The sequence below is a fragment of the bacterium genome (assembly GCA_035529855.1).
In the GTDB taxonomy this organism is placed as follows: Bacteria; RBG-13-66-14; B26-G2; order WVWN01; family WVWN01; genus WVWN01.
On the sequence record DATKVX010000126.1, the window covers coordinates 1 to 19,775 of the forward strand.

17 protein-coding genes and 2 tRNA genes are annotated in these 19,775 nt (G+C 59.5%); 4 read left to right on the forward strand and 15 right to left on the reverse strand.

The annotated features are described in order from the left end of the window. The 12 genes from VMX79_12430 to VMX79_12485 form a co-directional block, all read right to left on the reverse strand. A partial coding sequence (locus VMX79_12430; GenBank protein ID HUV87905.1) for an ATP-binding cassette domain-containing protein occupies positions 1-384 on the reverse strand: 384 nt, incomplete at its 3' end. A gap of 69 nt (positions 385-453) precedes the next feature. Next, entirely contained in the window at positions 454-888 is a 435-nt protein-coding gene (locus tag VMX79_12435) for a carboxypeptidase-like regulatory domain-containing protein (GenBank protein ID HUV87906.1), read from the reverse strand. Positions 889-959: 71 nt separating this feature from the next. Next, the gene (locus VMX79_12440; GenBank protein ID HUV87907.1) at positions 960-1,388 is read right to left on the reverse strand and encodes a pyridoxamine 5'-phosphate oxidase family protein; all 429 of its coding nucleotides are present in this window, start codon (positions 1,386-1,388) and stop codon (positions 960-962) included. 36 nt (positions 1,389-1,424) lie between these two features. Beyond that, complete coding sequence (locus VMX79_12445) at positions 1,425-2,381, reverse strand: tetratricopeptide repeat protein (protein ID HUV87908.1); 957 nt, start codon at positions 2,379-2,381, stop codon at positions 1,425-1,427. A 9-nt stretch (positions 2,382-2,390) separates the two neighbouring features. Further along, a tRNA-Met gene (locus VMX79_12450) sits at positions 2,391-2,464 on the reverse strand. A 167-nt stretch (positions 2,465-2,631) separates the two neighbouring features. Next, the gene (gene groL / locus VMX79_12455) at positions 2,632-4,257 is read right to left on the reverse strand and encodes a chaperonin GroEL (protein ID HUV87909.1); all 1,626 of its coding nucleotides are present in this window, start codon (positions 4,255-4,257) and stop codon (positions 2,632-2,634) included. Positions 4,258-4,278: 21 nt separating this feature from the next. After that, entirely contained in the window at positions 4,279-4,611 is a 333-nt protein-coding gene (gene groES / locus VMX79_12460) for a co-chaperone GroES (GenBank protein HUV87910.1), read from the reverse strand. Between the two features lie 229 nt (positions 4,612-4,840). Continuing rightward, positions 4,841-6,727, reverse strand: coding sequence for a sulfatase (locus VMX79_12465; protein ID HUV87911.1), 1,887 nt, complete (start codon positions 6,725-6,727; stop codon positions 4,841-4,843). A 21-nt stretch (positions 6,728-6,748) separates the two neighbouring features. Then, entirely contained in the window at positions 6,749-8,632 is a 1,884-nt protein-coding gene (locus tag VMX79_12470; protein HUV87912.1) for a sulfatase, read from the reverse strand. Positions 8,633-8,704: 72 nt separating this feature from the next. Continuing rightward, entirely contained in the window at positions 8,705-10,528 is a 1,824-nt protein-coding gene (locus VMX79_12475) for a sulfatase (protein HUV87913.1), read from the reverse strand. A 77-nt stretch (positions 10,529-10,605) separates the two neighbouring features. Beyond that, positions 10,606-11,478, reverse strand: coding sequence for an acetyl-CoA carboxylase, carboxyltransferase subunit beta (gene accD, locus VMX79_12480; protein ID HUV87914.1), 873 nt, complete (start codon positions 11,476-11,478; stop codon positions 10,606-10,608). 250 nt (positions 11,479-11,728) lie between these two features. Continuing rightward, on the reverse strand, positions 11,729-13,276 hold the full coding sequence (locus VMX79_12485) for a mechanosensitive ion channel family protein (GenBank protein ID HUV87915.1): 1,548 nt from the start codon (positions 13,274-13,276) through the stop codon (positions 11,729-11,731). Between the two features lie 49 nt (positions 13,277-13,325). On the opposite strand from VMX79_12485, the gene VMX79_12490 reads away from it, so the two are divergent. After that, a tRNA-Val gene (locus tag VMX79_12490) sits at positions 13,326-13,399 on the forward strand. 56 nt (positions 13,400-13,455) lie between these two features. Here VMX79_12490 and VMX79_12495 read toward each other — a convergent pair. Genes VMX79_12495 through VMX79_12505 form a run of 3 tightly spaced genes read right to left on the reverse strand, consistent with a single transcriptional unit; the run spans position 13,456 to position 15,961 of the window. Continuing rightward, positions 13,456-14,559 carry a hypothetical protein gene (locus tag VMX79_12495; protein HUV87916.1) on the reverse strand — a complete coding sequence of 368 codons (1,104 nt, stop codon included), beginning with the start codon at positions 14,557-14,559 and terminating at the stop codon, positions 13,456-13,458. Positions 14,560-14,562: 3 nt separating this feature from the next. Further along, positions 14,563-15,282: a DUF3307 domain-containing protein gene (locus VMX79_12500; protein ID HUV87917.1), complete on the reverse strand. Its 720-nt coding sequence runs from the start codon at positions 15,280-15,282 to the stop codon at positions 14,563-14,565. A gap of 22 nt (positions 15,283-15,304) precedes the next feature. Next, entirely contained in the window at positions 15,305-15,961 is a 657-nt protein-coding gene (locus VMX79_12505; GenBank protein HUV87918.1) for a Crp/Fnr family transcriptional regulator, read from the reverse strand. Positions 15,962-16,208: 247 nt separating this feature from the next. On the opposite strand from VMX79_12505, the gene VMX79_12510 reads away from it, so the two are divergent. The 3 genes from VMX79_12510 to VMX79_12520 all read left to right on the forward strand — a co-directional run bounded on the left by VMX79_12510 (position 16,209) and on the right by VMX79_12520 (position 19,724). Continuing rightward, a complete protein-coding gene (locus VMX79_12510) occupies positions 16,209-16,388 on the forward strand; it encodes a 4Fe-4S binding protein (protein ID HUV87919.1) in 180 nt (59 codons plus the stop codon). A 73-nt stretch (positions 16,389-16,461) separates the two neighbouring features. Beyond that, positions 16,462-17,331: a DUF116 domain-containing protein gene (locus tag VMX79_12515; GenBank protein ID HUV87920.1), complete on the forward strand. Its 870-nt coding sequence runs from the start codon at positions 16,462-16,464 to the stop codon at positions 17,329-17,331. A gap of 176 nt (positions 17,332-17,507) precedes the next feature. Continuing rightward, a complete protein-coding gene (locus VMX79_12520) occupies positions 17,508-19,724 on the forward strand; it encodes a M1 family aminopeptidase (protein ID HUV87921.1) in 2,217 nt (738 codons plus the stop codon). Positions 19,725-19,775 lie beyond the last annotated feature (51 nt).

Here is a 19,775-nt window from a genome sequence, read left to right on the forward strand (position 1 = left end):
TTTGCCGCATTTATAACAGTAGGGGTCGCCGGCGCGGGCGAAGAGGAGGCGGAGGTAGTCGTGGATTTCGGTAACGGTCGCGACCGTCGAGCGCGGGTTCTTGCTGGCGGACTTCTGCTCGATGGCTATGGCGGGGGAAAGCCCTTCGATGTATTCGACTTCCGGCTTGTCCATTTGGCCGAGGAATTGGCGGGCGTACGCCGAGAGCGATTCCACGTATCGCCGCTGCCCCTCGGCGTACAACGTATCGAAGGCGAGCGTCGATTTGCCGGAGCCCGAGACGCCGGTTATGACGACGAGCTGGTCGCGCGGGATCTTGACGTCGACGTTCTTTAGATTGTGCGCCGCGGCGCCTTTTATGAATATGTATTTCTTTGCGGGCATAAGGTCGTCGTTAAAAAGGGGCATAGGTAACTATGCCCCACGGTTTTAAGGACGTCCGCGCGTCGGCTTTTAAGGGACGGGTATTATGTGCATATCGGCGACGTTGATGCCTTTTTTCTTCTCTCCGGAGACGACCGAGACGGGTGCGGGATACCAGAGTTTGGTCACCTCGCTGTACCTTCCGTAGTAACCTATCGGGTCCGCGCCCGGCGTGTACGTCGTATCGCCCTTTTCGTCTTTTACCGCGACGATATAATAATTCTTGTCGGGTTCCACGAACAGGATAGTATAGTTCCCCTGGGCGTTCGTCACGGAACCGTTACCGAGCGGCGTCTCGCCGGCCAGCATTTTACCCTCGTCGAGCAGGAGGACAAAAGCGCCCTGCACGTTTTGGCCGTCGTCTTTGACGTTGCCTTCGATACTACCTTTCTCCAGCGCCTCCTCGCACGCGAGCAGCGAGAGGACGGTAGCAACCGCAGCTAGTATTATCCACCATTTTCTCACGGTGACTCCTCCTGTGGTCGGTATTTTACCATAACTTACGTTATCGGACAAGTTGGACGTGCCCTCGGCGGTTAAAGTTTAACGGCGACCTCTTGGTACTTCGCCGGCGGTAAATAACGGCTGGCGACGCGTTTAATTTCCACCGCGGCGAATTTGGGGTCGTCGGCGCCTTTCCAAAAACCTTCCGTCGGGTAAGGTATTTTTCGGAACAGCCGTTTGCGGGCCGCCGGGTCCGTTAAAAGTCCGGCTTCGCCCGCGATGCGGTAATAACCGCGCCACCGACCGCGGTTCACCGGGATACATACTTCGACGTTCGGGTTCTTCTTTATCTGTTTAACTTTGGCGTCGCCGGAGTACGTGCAGAAGTAAATTTTTTTCCCGAGGAGGAAGAACGAAATGGGCCTGAGGGTGGGGCGGCCACGGCCCGCCATCGTCGCGAGGTAACCCGTTTTATTATTTTTGCGTCCGAAGTACTTTTTAAACGTATCGAAATCGGCCATTTTTAACCTCCCGCGTAATCGGGTTTTTACTCCTCGTTAAGGCGCAGGCGGCGTCGCCGCCGTCCCCTCGACGGTTAAAGTGGCTTCTGCCTTTTTACCTCCCAACCGGTTTCGGGTCAAAGTCAATAGCTCGTTCGCCGATGCGATTTCGTCGGCCGTAGCGTTTTCGTCGCTCTCGGTCAAGTAGGCCAGCTTTTGGGTGAAGGCGTACGCGGTTTCATAGTCGCCGAGGTCGTACCACAACAGCGCTAAGCGTCTGGTGGGAGCCCTGTACTTCGGCGCAAGCTTTACCGCCGTCTCGAGCGAAGATACCGCTTCTTCGATGCGACCCAATCTTTCCAGGACGACGGCCCGATTGTACCACACGGCCTCGTTCGTGGGCCCGAGCTCGAGGGCCCTGGCGTATTGCTCCAACGCCTTCTCGTACCAACCCTTTCGCCGGTACAACAGACCCAGGTTGGCGTACGGTTCGTCGTAAGCCGGGGCCAGGGAAATCGCCGCCAGGTAAGACTCGTGGGCGTCGGCGGCCCGCCCCAGCGAATAGTAAGCGACGCCGGCTTCGTTTCGTACCCGGGCGTCGTTTTGGTAGCCGGGGAAGCCGGGATAGTATTCGCGGGCGGTCTCGGCGGATTCGTCGGCCGCTTTTCCCGTACGGCGTTCCTCGGCGCGAGCCGCCGCGGCCCGGGCCGCTTCGGCCGCTGCGATGACCGATGCGGGCGTGCCCAAAGCGACCTCCGCTACCTCGGCCACGTCCGCGTAGCGGGCGGCGGCGTTGCCCTCGGCCATAATTGCGGCCAGCTTCGCCGGGGCGACTTCGCCCGCTTCGACGTCGCGCTTGAGGGGCGTTAAATTATCGAGGGGGCTTTCCTCAGCGGCTTCGGGCGCCGGCGGGATAGCACCCTCGACGGAAAGCCGTGCGTCCTCGCGGCCTACGGCCAAGGCCGCGCCGGGAACGAAAACCGCCGCCGCGGCCGCTAACGTTAGGATACGCATAGCGTATTTTGGCGGAGGAGGGATTCGAACCCACGACGCCGCGGATATGAGCCGCGTGCTCTAACCGACTGAGCTACTCCGCCGACGCGTATAATATAACGATTTGGAGTAGCGTTAGCAAGGTAAAAATGGTTATAGTGAAAACGGCTTGGCGGACGCTTATTACCCAGGGCCGCGTTTTCGCGGGGGTTACGAAACGCTAAGGCCGGCCCGGGGCCGGCCTCGACTAGATACCTGTAGCGGTGTTTGGTTAATACATCCCGCCCATGCCGCCGGGAGGCGCCGAGGGCGTTTTTTCGTCTTCCGGTTTCTCCGTTACCAGCGCCTCGGTAGTCAGCAGTAAACCCGAGATGGAAGCGGCGTGCTGTAGGGCGAGACGGACGACTTTGGTCGGGTCAATAATGCCGGCGTTGACGAGGTTTTCGTACTTGTTCGATTCGGCGTTGAACCCGAAGTTGACGTCGTCGGCGTCCTTTACTTTTTGGACGACGAGCGAACCCTCTTCGCCGGCGTTATCGGCTATTTGGCGGAGCGGCGATTGAAGCGCTTTACCCACTATGTCGGCGCCTATCTTCTCTTCGCCTTTAAGCTTGAGGCCGTCGAGGGCTCCCATGACGCGGATAAAAATAACGCCGCCGCCCGGGACTATACCCTCTTCGACCGCGGCCCGCGTCGCGCTCAAGGCGTCTTCGACCCGGGCTTTTTTCTCCTTCATTTCGGTCTCGGTAGCGGCGCCCACGCTTATCACGGCGACGCCGCCGGCGAGTTTGGCCAGGCGTTCCTGGAGCTTTTCGCGGTCGTAATCCGACGTGGTGTCGTCGATCTGGCGTTTAATTTGCGCGATACGGCCCTTGATGGCGTCGTCCGAGCCGAAGCCGCCCACGATCGTCGTATCGTCCTTATCGATCTTGACCTGCTTCGCCTGGCCCAGGTCCTCCATCTGGATGTTCTCGAGCTTGATGCCCAGGTCTTCGGTTATGGCCCGGCCGTTGGTCAGTATGGCGATGTCCTCGATCATGGCTTTGCGGCGTTCGCCGAACCCGGGGGCTTTGACCGCGGCGCATTTGAGGATGCCGCGGATTTTGTTGACGACGAGCGTCGCCAGCGCTTCGCCCTCGACGTCTTCGGCTATGACCAGGAGCGGTTTGCCCGTTTTCGCGATGGTTTCGAGGAGCGGCAGGAGGTCGCGGAGCGCGCTTATCTTCTTTTCGAAGATGAGGATGTACGGCTCATCGAGGACGCATTCCATCTTCTCGGCGTCGGTGATGAAGTAGGGCGAGAGGTAACCGCGGTCGAACTGCATTCCTTCGACGACCTCGAGCGTTGTCTCCATGCCCTTGGCCTCTTCGACCGTGATTACGCCGTCCTTGCCCACTTTGTCCATCGCGTCGGCGATAAGGTTGCCGATGGCGGGGTCGTTGTTGGCCGATATCGTACCGACGGCGGCGATCTCCTTGGATTCTTTTACGTCGTCGGAGACTTCCTTGAACTTATCGACTATGGCCTCGACCGCGGCGTCTATTCCGCGCTTTATGGCCATGGGGTTGGCGCCGGCGGTGACCATTTTCAAGCCCTCGTTGAAGATGGCTTCGGCCAAGACGGTAGCCGTCGTGGTACCGTCTCCCGCCATGTCGGAGGTTTTAGAGGCGACCTCGCGGACCATTTGGGCGCCCATGTTTTCGAAAGGGTCTTCGAGCTCGATCTCTTTGGCGACGGTGACGCCGTCTTTGGTAATCACGGGGCTTCCGAATTTTTTATCGAGGATGACGGTCCTGCCTTTCGGGCCCAGCGTTACCTTGACGGCGCGGGCGAGTTGTCTAACGCCCTTCTGAATCGAGGCGCGGGCGTCTACGCCGTACTCGAGTTGTTTTGCCATTAGCGGACCCTCCTAGGGGTGCTATTTCGAGGATTTTTTCTGTCCGGCTTTTTTACCGGGTTTGCTTTCTTCGATGACGGCGAGGACGTCCTCTTCGCGCATGATGAGGTATTCGTCGTCGTCTATGGTCACTTCGCTGCCGGCGTACTTGCCGAATAAAATGTTGTCGCCGACTTGTACGTCGAGCGGTAAGCGCTTGCCCTCCTCGTCCAGACGCCCCAGGCCCACGGCTATAACTTCGCCGCGCTGGGGTTTCTCCTTGGCGGTATCGGGGATAATTATGCCGCCTTTCTTTACTTCCTCTTCCTCGAGGCGTTTGACGAGGATGCGGTCTCCCAACGGGCGGACTTTGATCATAAGTTAGGCTCCTTTCTATAACTCGGGTGCGACGGTAACTGGTGGGGGAATTCGTATAAGTATATCGCAAATAATGTGCCAAAAATACGGTGCCCGGAAACCCGTTATTCTCAAGGGATTTCGCCGCAGAGGGCGGTGTCGTGTTTTGTCAAATTGGCGGTTTTATTTTCCCCCTCGCGCCAAAATGACGCGGTAAAAACTAAAAAGCGGTGCAACCGCCTAAAACTTATTGTACGTATCCTAAAGCTTTCAAATCGGCGCGGTCGCCGAATATTTGCGCTTCGTCGACGCCGCTTTCGCGGAAGTTGACGTGGTTGCGTACCCACGCGGCGACGTTGTCCCGTAAACCCTCGCCGGTATCGTCGAGCGGTAGGGGATTTCGTTCGCCGGGGTCCGCGGCTAAATCGAAATATTCGAACGTCGTTTCGCCGCCCTTAATTTTTTCGATGATCTTTTTATCGCCCTTGACCAGCGTCGCGAGGAAGTAGCCGTCGGGGTGCCAAAGGGTCGAGTATACCCCCCGCTCTTCCGGCGCGCTGCCTGTGATTATATCCGTCCGGCCTTCCATCTTTCCGGGGACGGGGAAGCCGAGGTAAGTAAGGGTCGACGGCGCTACGTCTATCAGGCTTATCGGCGCCGAGACGCGCGAGGCGGTAAAGCGTCCGCGATCGTCTTTCGGCAAGGAGATTATCAGCGGAACGCGAATAACCTCGTCGTACAGCGTCTTCCGGTGTTCGAATTGGCCGTGTTCGGAGAACTCCTCGCCGTGGTCGGAGCTTATGATTACCAACGTGTTGGGGCGAGCGGCCAGCTCGGCCCAAAGGCGCGCCACGTACCCGTCGGTAGTTTTTACCTCGTAATCATACAACTCTTTTATGGTCCGTACGTTTTTCGCGTCCAATTTGCTGCGGTCCGTGCCGTAGGCCGTTTTGATTAACAGGTCGGGCGCGTTTTCCCGGAGTACGGCGTCGCTCGGTTGGTAGGGGTAGTGGGGGTCCAAATAATGAACCCAAACGAACTTCGGCCTGGGCGTTTTTTTACGCAGGACGGCGAGCGTCTTATCCGTCAACCGGCGGCTGGTCGTACCCGGGACTTCGGGTTCGAACGCGCTACCCCTAATAGCGAAGTACCAAGCGGTGTCGTAGAAACGAACCGCGGCCAGGAGAGGGTTGAAGTCGGCGTAGTCGTAGTGGGCGAAGCCGCGGTGGAGCAAGCGAACCGTATCGAGGTAGGGATTGCTGAGAACGGCGTACGTATCGTAGCCCCGCGCCCACATAACCTGGGCCCAAGTCGTTCGGAGGCTTTCTTTATATTCCATGCTGTCGCAGCGGGTGACGTTGTACGAACCGGTCAATGCCCCGGCGAAGGATTGGAGCGTACACGGCGCCGTCGAGCGGGCGCGGCCGAAGATGACGCCGTCGCGTTCGGCAAAAGTTAATATCTCGGGCGAGAATTCGGCGTTGAACGCGTCGGCCCGCCAGGCGTCCGACGTTATGAAGACGACGTCCGGCAACTCGGCCGGCTTAGCTCGAGACCAGGAACGGTAGTATTTTAGGCCGTACGAAAAAGCGCCGAGGGCGACGCCCGCCGCCAAGATGATTCGGCCGGCGGTTCTTAATACCGCCTTCGCCCGGCCGGGGCGTCGCGATAAATAAATCAATACGAGTAACAGCGCGGCGGTTACGAGTAACGCGGGGAGGCCGACGAGCGCCGGGAAGGCAAGCCCTTGTTTTACCTTTATCCCGAGCCGCTCGTACAGGACGTACATCGCGACGATGTCCAAATTAACCCACGTGGCCACTGCGGCCACGGCCGCCAAGGCTCGCGGGCCGACGGCCGAGGCCGAACCGCGCCGGCGTAGGCGGCGTACGAGCTTTATCGCCAGCGCGAATAATGTCCAGAGGACACAAGAGGCCAGCCCGTAAAAGATGATGCGGCCGTTGAGGGCAGCTGCGAAACTCGAGTTGTAGTAGAAGCCGGTGGCATAAAGGCCGCGGTGGATGAGCGTCTCGGCGAGGGCCCAGTAGACGCCGACGCCGACGGCCGCCGCCAACCATCCGACCGGGCCGGCGGCTTTAACTAATACGTTCGGTGTCCGGTTTTCGGGTGCCATATTTATCTCGCCGCGCGGCTATCACATATAACCCAACGCGCGCAAATCCGCCCGGTCGCCGAATAAAGATGTATCGGCGGCGCCGCCTTCGCGCGTAACGTCCAACCCGTCGAGCCACTCGCGGAGTTCCGTTTGTAACCGCTCGCCTTGCTCGTCGAGGGGCAGCGGCCTTTGTTCGCCGGGGTCGGCGCTTAAGTCGTAATATTCGGTGCGGACGTCGCCGCCCTCGAGCGTCATTATGACTTTTTTATCGCCGACGATTAGCGCCGCGGTCAGATATTCGAGGGAGTTAAGTATAACGAAGACCTGACGGTCGCCGGGGATTTCGCCCGACAATATATCCTCCCGGCCTTCCATCGTCGGCGGCACCGGTAAGCTGAGGTAGCGGAGAACGGAGGGGGCGACGTCCACCAGGCTAACCGGAGACGACTTTTCGCCTACGGTGACGTGCGTGCGGTCCGGCTTCGGCAACGCTATTATGAGCGGTACTTTACATACCTCATCGTATACGGTCCTATTGTGTCGAGTCCCTCCGTGTTCGAAAAACTCTTCGCCGTGGTCGGCGGATATGATAACCAGCGTGTTGGGTTCGGCCGCGAGCTCCGCCAGGAGCCGCGCTACTTCCCGGTCCGTACTCTCGACCTCACATTCGTATAGCGTTTTTATCCCGGCCGCGTTTTCGGGCGATAAATTTTCTATATCGGTTCCGAGGTCGGTTTTAACGGTTAGGTGGGGTGCCTTTTCCCGCAATACCCGGGCCGTGGGCTGGTACGGGTAGTGGGGGTCTAAATAATGGACCCAAATAAATTTCGGCCTTTTAGAGCTCTTGCGTACGAGGGCCAGGGTTTTTTCCGTTAATATGTAGTTGGCCTCGCCCGGTATCTCCGGTACGAAGCATTGTCCCCTCATCGCGAAGTACCAGGCCGTATCATAGAAATGAATCGCTGATAAAAAAGCGTTGAACCGGGCGCAGTCGAAGTGGTTAAAACCGCGGTTCACGAACCGGACGGTATCCAAGTGCGGATTATGAACGACGGCGAACGTGTCGTACCCGCCGTCGCGCATTATCTCAGCCCATGTCGTACGTACGTCGTCTCGGCGTTCGACGCCGCTCGGCCGCGTTACGTTGTATGACCCCGTAAATATGGCGGCGAACGACGACAGCGTCCATGACGACGGCGCCCGGGCGTTAGTGAAAACCAGGCCGTTTTCCCGCGCGAAGGTCGCGATCGCCGGCGAGAGTTCGTCGCGGAAGGCGTCCGCCCGCCACGCGTCGAGCGTTAAGAACACGACGTTCGGTAGGCCGGATGGCCTGGGCCGCGATAACGAGCGGATACGTTCGTAGCCGTAGGATACCGCGGCCAGCGCCAAGGCCGCGGCCAATAACGTGTAACCGGCGTATTTCGAGGCAGCTCGAGCCACCGCGAAGCGCCGCCGCAACCGGGTTAGAAGAAATATGAACGCGGCCACGAGTACGAGTGACGGGACGGCGCCCAGCGTTATAAGTGCGAGGCGGTTGCGGAGGGGCACGCCGAATTGGGCGTGGACTAAGTACGCCCCGGCGATGGTTAGGTTGAACCACGCCGCCGCCGCGGCCCCAAAGGCTATGGCCCGCCCGCTTATGGCCGCTAGTGAAAAGCTGCCGCCGAAAACCCGGCGCCATAAGATCGCGCCGGACGTGACTATCGCCCATACGGCCAGGGAAACCAGGCCGTAGAAGACGACGCGGCCGTTGAGGGCGGAAATAAAACTCCGGCTGTAGTAGAAACCGGTTTCGAAAACGGTTCGGATTACCAGCGTTTCGGCCAGGGCCCAAACGACGCCTACGGCGAAGGCGGCCGCGGGCCAACGGAGCGCTCGCGCGCCCTTGGCCAGCGTCGTTCGTATGCGACTAGATTTAACCAAAGCTTCTTACGTTCCCCAAATAAAGTTATCGCCGCCGCCGGTCGTTACGGGTGACGTCGTACGGTAGGGGTTTTACATATAGCCCAACGCCCGCAAGTCCGCCCGTTCGCCGAACAGCGACGCGTCGCCGGCGTCGATTCCGCGGGAGACGTCTCTCTCGTCTACCCATTTTAGGAGTTTATCTTTTAACCGTCGGCCCTCGTCGTCCAGCGGCAGCGGCCTTTGTTCCGTTGGGTCTTCCTTTAAATCGAAATATTCTATCTCGGCGTTATCGCCCTTAATTTTCGCAATAACTTTCTTATCGCCTTCGGCCAGCGCCGCGAGCATATTCACCGCGCGGTTTAACGTAGCGTAAACCTCTCGAGCCTCAGGCGGGCTGCCGGTAAGTAAATCTTGCCGCCCCTCCATCGTCGGCGGTACCGGCAGGCCCAGGTAGTTTAGGACCGAGGGCGCTACGTCCACCAGGCTCACCGGCGTCGGCACAACGCCTACGCGAGGGCGGGAACGTCCCGCGCCCGGCAGCGCGACGATGAGCGGGACCCGGCATACTTCGTCGTACAGCGTATGGCTGTGTTCCTTGCCGCCGTGTTCGAAAAATTCTTCGCCGTGGTCGGCCGAGATGATTACCAGCGAGTCCGGTCTTCGCTCGAGCTCGGCCAGGAGCGGCGCGACGAGCGAATCGGTGCTCCTCACTTCTTCTTCGTACAGCGCTTTTAAGATACGGGAGTTCGTTTCCGTCAAATACTTCCTGTCGGTACCGTAGTGAGTTTTATTCAGCAAAAAGGGAGCACTCTCTTCCAATACGCGGCGAAGTGGTTGGTACGGGAAGTGCGGGTCGAGGATATGCACCCATACGAACTTGGGCCTTCTTGTCGGCCTGCGAAGGACCTTAAGGGTTTTATCCACCAGGCTCCGTGTCGTTTCGCCCGGTACTTCGCGCGAACACTTACGCCCGCGAACGGCGAAATACAAGGCGGTGTCGTAAAAGTGAACCGCGGCTAAGGGAGGGTGGAAGTCGACGTAGTCGAAATGGGAGAAACCCCGGAAGATAAGGCGGACCGTATCGAGGTGGGGATTGCTCAGGACGGCGTACGTATCGTAGCCGTTGTCCCGCATCACTTCGGCCCAGGTACGGGGGACGGCGTCCCACGGCTTACGGCTCGAGCCGCCGGTTCGTAACCCCTCTGCGTCGGCGAAATTGTGCGAGCCCGTTAACGCCGCCGAGAAAGACGGCAGCGTCCACGTCGACGGGGCGCGCGCGTTCGTAAAGACCAGGCCGTTCCTACGAGCGAAGTCGTACAGCGCGGGCGTAAGCTTTTCGTCGAACGCGTCGGCCCGCCACGCGTCGAGCGTTATCACGACGACGTAGGGAAGCTCCGTCGGGGTCGGGCGCGTCCGGCTCTTATGCCGGACGTGAAAAGCGGACGATAACGCGCCGACCGCGGCGACGGCCAATAGAATATAAGACGCGTATAGAACCGCGCGGCGTGCGGTTTGGTATTTCGCGTAGAGCCGGCTTAAAGCCGTTACGACGGCGGCCGTAATCAACGTCGCTATTAGAACGCCCGCGGCGTACGCGGCCTTGTTCCACGAGGGCAGGTCCGTTTTTTCGTAAATAAGATAGAGGAAGAGGAAAGATAGATTGGCCCCGAGGGCGACGGCGGCCGTAGCTGTCAGCGCCCGCGCGCGGACGGAGCCCCGCGGGGCGCTACTCCGCCTGGCGGGCCGCCAAAAGCTAAACGCCAACGCGAATAGTAACGCGAGGGCGACGGCGACGAGGCCGTAAAAAACGAAGCGGCCGTTTAAGGCCGAAAGGAAGCTCCTGCTAAAATAGATACCGGAGGCAAAGGTGTGCCGGATAAGCAGCGTCTCGGCCAGGCTCCAGTAGAAGCCCACCGCCGCGGCGCCGGCGAGCCCAAGGACGGACCGTCCGGTTGCCGATAGGAGGTTTCGAATTCCGCCCGGGCCGGTCACTAACGCTTCCCATCGCTACTCGAGCCGAGTACGCCTTCGGGCGTTAGAACTTCCAACAGTTCGGCGACGATACCCCTGACGTCCCGCCGGTGGGCGACGATGTCGACGAAGCCGTGCTCGAGCTGGAATTCGGCCCGCTGGAAGCCGGGCGGCAGCTCCTGGCGGATGGTTTCCATAATGACTCTCGGGCCGGCGAAACCCATAAGCGCGTTTGGCTCGGAGATGATTACGTCGCCCACCGAGGCGTAGGAAGCCATCACGCCCGCCGTCGTGGGGTCGGAAATGACGACGACGTAGGGGAGGCCGGCGTCCGCCAACTCGGCCGCGCCGGCGTTGGTCTTGCCGAGCTGCATGAGGGAGACGACGCCCTCTTGCATGCGGGCGCCGCCCGACGTGGGCGCGATCACGACCGGCCGGCGGTGGGCGACGCCGCGCTTAAACGCGCGGGCCACCTTCTCGCCGACGACGCTGCCCATCGAGCCGCCTATGAAGCTGAAGTCCATCGCCCCGATCGAAATGGGGATGCCCTCCAACGTCGCCAGGCCGGTTACGACGGCGTCTTTGACGCCGGCCTTCTTCGTGGCTTCGGCGAGGCGTTGGGTGTACGGCTTTTTATCGGCGAAGGACAGTACGTCGACCGCGGTCAGGTCGGCGTCGTATTCTTGGAACGACCCTTCGTCGGTTAAAAGGTCGATGCGTTTATAAGCGCTGAGCGGGAAGTGATAATCGCACTTCGGGCAGACCATAAGGTTGCGCTCGAGCTCGGCGGCGAAGAGCGGCTCGCGGCAGCCCTTACATTTTACCCAGATGCCGGTAGGGATTTTACGCTTGGCCGGGTCTTCTTCTTGTGTCTTTTTATTTTCTTCGTTCATAATTTATTGCTCGAAAAGGTCGAATCCAAAGCAAGGTCGAGCGGGTTTAAAAAAATTATTATACCATAATAAAACTTTTCTATTTAAGCTTACCATCTTTTGGTATGTAACTTAAAACGCGTCCGGCGGAAATAGCGCGGGCGCGGCATCCGGGAAGTCCGTGCGCCGGCGGCGGCGGCCCCCTAAACGGAAACAACGCGGCAATCCGCTCGGCAGGCGAGTTTTCGCGGGGCGTGGTCGCGGGAAGCGTTTATTTGATGTCGAAGAAAGTTTTTATTTTCTTCAATACGTTCTCGCGGGAGTATTCGTCTTCCACCGCCGCGGCCGCGTCGGCGTCGCCCGCTTCGGCGAATTCCTTTTCGATATCGGCTCGGCGTTTTTCTACGGCGGCAGATAATTTTACGGCGATTTTGGGGTGGGCTGCGATTATCTCCCGGAATTCGTCCTTGCCGATTACGACCACGTCCGTATCCTCCGTCGCCGTGACCGTGGCCCGGCGCGGCTCGCCGGTTAAAAGGGCCATCTCGCCGAAGAAAAACCCGGGGCCGAACGTACCGATTTCGGCCGCGCGGCCGTCCTCGCGCCGTACGGTAACCCGGACCTTGCCCGATACGACGATGAAGAATTCGGACCCGTGGTCGCCCTGGCGGACGACCCTTTCGCCGGCGGCGTAACGTCTTTCGGCGGCGCCCGCGGCGAGTTTGTTGCGCTCGGTTTTAGAGAGGGCCGCCAGAAGGTCGACGTCTTCAAAATACGCTCTGACGCGCGCCACGCGGTCTTCAGCGGCCCGAACCTCGGCCTTCTCGTCGATATGGCGCAGCGTAACGTCGCGGATGGGGAATGGGATGGTGATGCCGGCGCGTTTGAAGTGGTACCAGATATTGGTCATAATGCGGTCTTCGGTCCGCGGCACGTCCGCGAAATCCTTCAGCCAGTAGCGTACGCGATATGTGATTGCGAAGTCGCCGTATTCGGTAAGGAGAACGTCCGGGTCCGGTTCTTTTAAGACGCCCTTCGCCGCCAGCGCGGCCTCCAACAGCACCTGTTTCACCGTATTGGGCGGGACGCCGTATACTACGCCCACCTCGACGTGACGGCGCTGGAGAGGCGTGGGTACGGAGTAATTGTAGATTTCGGCCTTCGCGATGTTAGCGTTCGCTATTTCGATGATGTGATTGTCGCGGGTCCTTATGCGGGTCGCGCGCCACGACGTCGAGATGACCGTTCCGGTTTGGTCGTAGACGGTAACCCAGTCGCCGACGCGAAACGGTTTGCCGATCTGGAGAGCGATACCGGCGAATATGTTGGCCAGCACGTCTTGCATCGCGAGGCCGATGACCGCGGAAAGAACGGTGGAAGTCGCGATAAGGGCCGTCGGCTCGAGCCCCAAAAAGGCCTTCAACGCGAATAGTACGGCGAGGACAATAACCGCGAGCCGTACGATATCGCGGACTATACGGGGGATTTCGACGCGTTTTTTCTCTTTGGTGACGCGGCGTACGAATATATGCTCGAGCAGGCGGAACGCGAGGTATACGCCGAAGACGAATATCAGGGCCCGCATTATCCGGCCGACGGCGGGCGTCCACTCGTAATCGAAGACGTGCTCGAAGGCCGCCGCCGCGAGCAATAGGAGGAAAATGTTGACCGTAACTCGGAGCCCTTCTAACTTTAAAATCCTCCTGAGGACGGCGAAGACGGCGCGGCCGGCCGCGAAAACGACCACTGCTAAGGCGAGCGACGAGAGCACGTCGCCCAGCGTGGCGCCTAAAAATTCTTTAAACGTATCCCGAAGCATAATTTCTTCTTGACGTTCCCACTAAACTCGGATATACTACCGCTGCTAAGGGCGATTAGCTCAGTTGGCTAGAGTACTTGCTTGACATGCAAGGGGTCGCAGGTTCGAGTCCTGCATCGCCCAATAAGCCCCCGTTCGGGGGCTTCTTTTTTAGTAAAAATAACGTTGGGCCGCCCCCGTTACGGCCCCCCCGAGCTCTCCTCGAATAATTCGTCAATTCCCGGTATCCCCGGGGCGGTTTCCTCTTCGCCTTCGGCGCCTTCACTTTCGGGGGAGGGTTCTTCTTCCGGTTCAAACTCGATGTACCCTTCCTCCTCGGGCACGACGGCTCCCGGGGGAGGTTCGACGCCGCCTAAAAGCAGCGATACCGAAGCCAAATGCGAATCCCCCAGGGGCCCCCCGATGCGAAGGCCGTAGTCGAAACGGAAACTACCCAGCGCGAAGCCGATACCAGCCCGCGGCCTTTCGTCGCCGGTGTAATACCCGCCGCGAAGGGCGACGTATTTTACGGGCGTAATTTCGACGCCGGCGCCGACGTCGTAGAACCCCTCTCGCGTTATCTCGAGCGACGCCGTCGGCGATAAGAGGTTGAAGAATTCGTAGCCGGCGCCCAGCTCGAGCGTCAGCGGCGGCGCGTCCTTAAGCGCCTTTAGGCGGAAGTTGGGGGCTATGACGTTCCGGACCACGGCTCCCAACGTAAGGTCGGCGAGGGGTTTATAAGTACCGCCGAGGTCCAGGCCGAAACCGGAGTCGCTGTAATCGGCGGTTTTCCGGGTGACGTTTTTAAGCGCGAGGCCGAAAGCGGCCTTACTCCCTAACGCGTGGGCGTAGCCCAGATAAAGTTCGACGTCGGTATCGGCGAAGGTGCGGCCGGTGGGGCCGTTTTCGTCGGCCTCGATTATTCCGCCGGCCCGGCGGAACGCGACCGCGGCCGCGAGCGTTCCCAGAGAGCCGGCGCCGCCGGCTTCTTCTCCCATAGTGTAAAGTAGCGGCTTCGCGACGACGACGTCGCCCAGCGTCACGTCGCCCGCGGCGCCGAAGGGGGCGCCGTACGCGAACGCGAGCTCGGTGCGCTCGAGGGCGGCCAGGCCGGCGGGGTTCCAATACACTGCGGCGGCGTCGCCGGCCAGCGCCGTGTACGCCCGGCCCAGAGCTTCCGCCCGGGCTCCCAATCCCCAACCGGCGGCCGCACCCGCGTCGCCGCCGGGGTTTCTTTCGAAACCGAGCGCGATTCCCGCCGAAGCGACGGCCAGGGCCGTTATTATGGTTCTTTTCGTCGGCATGCTTTATACGAAAGCGAGCGCTACGCCGATGGCCGCGGCGTACAGGAACGAAATCAGTACGTCGGCGGGGTAGACGTCTTTGTAATGACGTTCGTCACCCCGTAACGTTACTACCTGGTAAAGGCGGAGCAGGTCGGGTACGGGCGCGACGAAGAAGAAGGCGGGGGTAAGTTTGAAGCCGAGTATTATCGCCGTAACGACTACGGCGCGCGATACGACGCCGGTGGTTTTCTCATAAAGTAGTATAGGCCGGGTTTGGTAACCCTTTCGGAACGTCATCTTTACGAAAAAGATGAATATCGTACCGGCGAAGGTCGCCGCCAGGTAGCCGATTACGTATAACGCGAAGGGTGCATTAAAGTAGTACTGCGCGACGATGTGGGGTAGGGGTAGCGGTTGTAGGTGCCGGCCGAGGAACGCCACGCCCGCTATTAAGACGATATGCGAAGCCTGGTCGGCGAGCCACATGTAGATATTGGTCTTGCTGACGGTGTCGATAAAATAGTGGAGGATGATCGTGGCGCCGAACGCGGCCCATATCTGCCAGTGGGCGAGGTACGGGTATAACAGAAAAAGCCCCGCCAGAGCGTGGATGGCGACGTGCAACAGCCCCCCGAACCTGTATTTGTAACGTATTTCGAAGACTAAGTTTAATTGTAGCGGGTAGTCCGCGATCAAAAACGCGGCGATCAACCACAATAGGATGTATTTGAATTGGTCCAACGTTTATGAGGGGTTGGGAATTTTACAGGCCGAATTCTTCTTTCATCTCCAAATAGTTCATAAATCTTTCCAGGCTGTCGGCCGATTTGACCATCATAACGTTGTTTTCAAACCTTACGATTCCCGCTCGGCGCAGCGTCTCGAGTACTTCCTCGGCTTTCTCCAGCGGTAGGCCGGTCATGTTCACGAGCTCGTCGAGCGTCTCTTTGCGGTCCATCACGACGCCTTGCTCGGAAGGGGTACCTCGCTTCGACATCAGCAACAGCAGGGTGCCCGTAACGCGGGAGTGGTTGTCTCGCATGAGGAGGGTTTTTATCTGGCGGTCGGCGGCGCGCAGCCGTTCACTCATCTTCCGCAGGATAGACATTATTATTTTAGGATTAGTTTTAATTTGCGATTCGAATATATCCTTCGATAGGACGAGGATCTTGGCTTCGGTCGCCGCGGTCGCACTCGCGGAACGGGGTTCTTTATCGATAATCGCCATCTCGCCGAAAAAATCCCCGGCCTTAAGTACCGCCAACGTGGTCTCGCGGTCGCGAATCCTTTTGTGGATCCTGACCTCGCCCTCTTGGATGATGAACATCGATTCGCCCACGTCGCCCTCCCGGACGACCACCTCTCCGGGTTGGTAGACGCGTCCGTATCGTTTGAAAACCTCTCCGCTAACGTTAAGCATAAGGCCTAACCTCTCGTATAATCATGTCTATGGTAATTATATTATTTCGACGGCTTTTTGTAAAGAACAAACGAATGGGGAAACGGGTCAGCCTGCGAGAGAGGCGGGGTTACGAGACGAAAGGGGGAACTTTGGGCTTGACGGGGGAACCCTTTTTTGCTACGTTTGGCCCGGCTTTTGACAAATACGAAGCGCGATATTCCAAATATAAACCGGGTGAAGGCTAAAAAAGGAGGAATGCCGAAAAATGGCATACAAGATAACCGAAGACTGCATAGCGTGTGGCGCTTGCATCCCGGAGTGCCCGGAAGAGGCCATCTCGGAAGGGGACCCCATCTACATCATAGACCCCGAGAAATGCGATGAGTGCGGCTCGTGTGCAGACGTCTGCCCGGTCGACTGCTGCGTTCCGGAAGAAGAAGCTTAGGGATTCAACCTAGGGCGGTGTCATCGCCCGGCGACAAACGGCGCCGTCCGCGTCCGGGCGGCGCGTTCTTATTATGGCCGGTTCGGCTCGAGAAAAAAGCGTCGTAGGGGTAGAAGATACGAGCTACCTGGGCGACGAGTGGCGCGAAGCCGGCGCGCTCGCCGGCTTCGAGGCCGCTATTGAACAAGGGCCGGCGCTTTTCCTGGCCGCGGTAGGCATCCTTATCACGGGGGCCGCGGCCTTGTTCGTTCTCTTTTGGTATTTTACCGCGCCGCGGCTCGAGGCGTTTTCGCCTTTCTTGCCCTCCGCCGTCTTGTTGGCCGGCGGCGTTTTAATTTCGTATTTATTTTTAGAATATCTGGGGATAATCGCGACGACGTATACCGGGAAGGGGTTACTCTTACCGCTCGGGCGCTCGAGCCGAATAATTATGAAATTCGCCGCGCCGGCCCGACGGTTAGCGCGCCTTTTCGGCTCCACCGGCGACCGTATGGCTCACTCCGCGGTCCGGGTATCGAACGCCGTTACGCGGGCGACGGCGAACCGCTCTAAAAGGCCGGGCCCGGTTCTCGTACTGTTGCCGCGTTGCATACAGCGGCCCGAGTGCAGCCAGCCGCTCGTCGAGGACGTGGACAGCTGCCGCCGCTGCGGCGAGTGCCCGGTAGCCGAAATCCTGGACCTGCGCGAGGAATACGACGACGTCGTGATGGCGGTGCTTACCGGCGGCAGCGTCGTCCCGTCGGTGGTGCGGCATTTCGAGCCGCGCGCGGTGATAGGGGTGGCGTGCGAACGGGAGTTGATTACGGGCATCTACGTCGTGAACGACCGGCCCGTGCTCGGTGTGGCCAACCAAAGGCCGCAGGGGCCGTGCCGCGGAACGACGCTTACGCTCGAGGAGTTGCGGGAGGCGATTGAAATATTCGCGGGGCGTAGGGGCCCTTGAAAACCGCGATAGGCAATAGGTGCGGGAAACGCGGGTTCGTTTCGGGCCTAAGTCTTCCTGCTTTGGCGTACGTGAGCGGTTCTATGTGCTCCTTAAACGGACCGCGTTTCGTTTGAAAGTTATAAGCGTCGCCGTTGGTGACCCGGTATCCCGCTTTACTTCCTAGGAGAGATTATATGCGCGCCGAGTTTATTTTAATCGTTGTCGCCGCGGCGACCGCCGTTCCCGCTGTCGCCCTATACAATCCGTCGGCGGATATACTGGACGAACCGCGCCTGTACGTACCCCACCTCTACGACGGGGCGAAGGGCACGAGCGACGCGCCGGCGGTACCGCACGACTACGACGTCCGCGAGTACGTTATCGACGTAAAGCTGGACGACGTTCAAAAGAAGATCTCGGGCAACTGCAAAATAACTGCCACGAGTTCGAAGAACGACCTCCGCGAGGTCCAGTTCAATTTCGGAAACGACATGACCGTCTCGGCCGTCAAGCAGGACGGAAAGAATTGTACCTTTAAGCACGCGAACGACGTGCTGGAGATTACGCTCCTGGCGCCGAAGCAGAAAGGGGAGAAGTTCGCCGCAACGGTGTTCTACAGCGGCAAACCCGAGGACGGCCTTTATTTCACCAACAAGGGCGTCTACGTCTGCTCGGCGATGGAGGAGGCGCAGCATTGGTTCCCGTGTTACGACCTGCCGAACGACAAGGCCGACCGCGTCGAGTTGAAGGTTACGTGCCGCGACGACTGGTACGTCGCCGCCAACGGCGTCCTAAAGAGTGAGAAGAGCAACCCGGGTAACACCAAGACGTTTACGTGGGTTACGGAGAACCGCATCGCGACGTACCTCGTAAGTATTTCCGGGGCGTACAAGTATTCCCGCTTCGGCTCGAGCTGGGGCGGCATCCCCATCAGGTACTACGTCTTCCCGGAACACCGCGCCAACGCCGCTATCTGTTTTGAAAACGTACCGCGGATGATGAACTTCTTCTCCAACAAGTTCTGGCAGTATCCGTTCGACGATGAGAAGTACGGCGTGGCCGAGGCCGAGATGGGTTACTTCGGCGCGATGGAGAACCAAACCTGCATTACGCTGAACTCCCCATACATACGGCCCGACCACACGTCGGACCACATCCTGGCCCACGAGCTGAGCCACATGTGGTGGGGCGATTGCATATCGCCCGGTACCTGGAAGGACCTGTGGTTGAACGAAGGTTTCGGCACTTACTGCGACGCGTTGTGGGAAGAGCACGATAAGGGCAAACAGGCTTTCCGCGACCGGATGCAGCTTTTCGCGAACTCCTACTTCGCCGAGGACGCGCGGCGGAGGTTCCCGGTATACGACCCGGCCGAGCCGTGGAGCGCCACCGTATATCAGAAGGGCGCTTGGGTGTTGCATATGCTGCGCCATATCCTGGGCGACGAGAAGTTCTTCCGGGCGTGGAATAATTACGGCCGCGCCTACGAGTTCGGCCACGCCTTCACGTACCAGCTCCAGCGGGCGATGGAAGCCGAATACGGCAAGAGCCTGCAGGAGTTCTTCGACGATTGGGTCTATCGGGCCGGTTACCCGGTGTACGAATACGATTGGACGGCCGCCGGCAACTCGGTGACCGTGAACATCTGCCAGGTCCAGAAGCAGTCCCGCCTTACGCCGCTGTTCGACATGCCGATAGACCTCACCATTACGACGCAGGGCCGCGGCACTCACGTCGAGACCGTCTTCGTCAAGGACCGCCATCACCGCTTCAAGTTCACGTACGGCGGTCCGGTGACTAACGTCGAGTTCGATAAATATGGCTGGGTGCTGTGCAAGAAGACCAACGTCGTCGACGTTCCGGTAGCGTCGTTCGAGGCGCAGCCGGCCCGAGCAGCCGTTAAACTTACGTGGAAGACGAACCCCGGCGCGCGCTTAGCGGGCTTTAACCTTTACCGGAAGGCCGCCGCGAGCGACGACGCGCGGACCAAGTTGAACGCCGAGCTCATAACCGGCCGCTCGCCGTACGGGTATATGGACCGGGGCGTCGAGGCCGGGGAGGAGTACCGCTATTGGCTCGAGGCCGTCGCTTTGAAAGGCGCCGGCGAAACCTTCGGGCCGATTGAGTGCCGGGCCGGCGGCCGGGCGCGCGCTTTCGCGCTCGAGCAGAATTATCCCAACCCGGCCCGGGACGTAACGACCGTCAGGTTCTCGCTGCCGGCACCGGCCGAGGCGAAGTTGACGGTATACGATCTGGCGGGCCGGAAAGTGGCGGCGGCCTGGAAAGCGGTTTGTTCGGAAGGAGACGACGAGATGGCGGTCGACGTATCGGACCTGGCCCCGGGCGTCTACACGTACCGCCTGGAGGCGGGCGGCGCCGCCGCGGCCCGGAAGATGGTCGTGGTTAAATAACGTTACGTATGTTATAATATAAGAAAAGCCCGGCCTAACGAAGCGCCGGGT